Source organism: Mariniradius sediminis, from assembly GCF_021491425.1.
Lineage (GTDB): Bacteria > Bacteroidota > Bacteroidia > Cytophagales > Cyclobacteriaceae > Mariniradius > Mariniradius saccharolyticus.
This window is the reverse complement of sequence record NZ_JAKEVZ010000045.1, coordinates 1-1,340: the sequence shown is the minus strand read 5'-3', so window position 1 is coordinate 1,340 and position 1,340 is coordinate 1. Positions and strand designations below refer to the sequence as shown.

The window sequence follows — 1,340 nt, the reverse complement described above, 5'->3', positions numbered from 1 at the left end:
CCTTTAGATTTATGAAATGTTAATATTCTAAGAATAGCGGTATAGTTATCAACAATGAGGGGGGTCCGGGGGGAGACTGATAACTTGTTGAAAACGGTGGATAAGTTAATTTTAAAGTCAAAAAAGAATGGGGTGAACTATTCTGCCGGATAGGTTTCAGACCTATTGCCTGTATCAGTCCCCATTCTTTAAATGGTTGCCAAAATAACCAGTTAGAATTTTAGGTTCTCAAGGCCTTCTAAAGGTTTTAGTTTCGGCAACCTAAATTGTTAAACTTAACCGTAAATCTATGAAATTTAGCGTATTTATCGGAATTGATGTGAGTAAATCCACTCTGGATATTTATCTCAAGTCATTTGCATCTCACAAGGTTTTCCCCAATAACATTGAGGGCTTTATCCAGATGATTGAATGGATAATGGAAAAGGCTGGCAAGATATGCCATTCGGAACTTGTCTTTGGTTTTGAACATACGGGCCTTTACTCCGAAAACCTGATCCTGTTTCTAGACCAAAACGGGTTCTCTTTTACAGTAATCCCAGGTCTCGAACTCAAAAGATCCCTTGGGATCAGAAGAGGAAAGTCAGATAAGGCAGACGCCAGGGCTATATCAGAGTACATTTACGAGAAGCGGGAAAAACTCCACCTGTTTAAACTGCCTTCCCAGACTCTGGAGAAATTGAAGAAGCTTTCATCGCTCAGGGAGCGTATGGTCAGTCAAAGAGCTTCCTATAAAGCCAGACTTGGGGAGTATGTAGAGCAGTTTCCCGACGGTGGATTTGAGGTCTATCTCCAATCCCAACAAGAGGTGATAAATTGTCTGGATGTGCAAATTGAAAAGATTGAAAAGGAAATTGAAGTCCTGATCAAGGAAGATCCCAACCTTCTGAGACAGTACAGGTTGATAAACTCCATAAAAGGGATTGGCCCTCAGACCGCAATCATGATGATCATTCTGACAAAAGGCTTTTCCGCTTTTGAGAATTGGAGGAAGTTTGCCAGCTATGCAGGCATTGCACCTTTTCCCAATCAATCAGGAACCTCAAACGGAAGAACCAAAACAAACAAACTTGCAAACAAAAGAATCAAATCACTGCTCACAATGTGTGCCGGCACAGCCGTACAGTACAATCCAGAAATGAAGCTATACTATGAGACCAGAATTAAAAAAGGAAAAAACAGCATGAGCACTTTAAACATCATCAGAAACAAACTGCTTTCGAGAATCTTTGCTGTCATAGACAGAGACTCACCATATGTAGAAATCCACAAGTATGCAGCCTAAAAAAATCAGTAAAATTGTACTATTCCATTTGCTTTAATCTTAGAATACAGGCAGG

The 1,340-nt window shown here is 40.1% G+C and carries 1 protein-coding gene; it reads left to right on the top strand.

The window, feature by feature from the left end; translation table 11 throughout:
• Window positions 1-289: 289 nt before the first annotated feature.
• Window positions 290-1,285 (top strand): IS110 family RNA-guided transposase, encoded by a 996-nt coding sequence (locus L0U89_RS20195; protein ID WP_234863181.1) that lies wholly within the window; start codon window positions 290-292, stop codon window positions 1,283-1,285.
• The last annotated feature ends 55 nt before the right edge of the window (window positions 1,286-1,340 follow it).

What these genes read in the sequence shown, in the direction of transcription:
- L0U89_RS20195 (WP_234863181.1), top strand. Translation starts at nt 290, where the DNA reads ATGAAATTTAGCGTATTTATCGGAATTGATGTGAGTAAATCCACTCTG.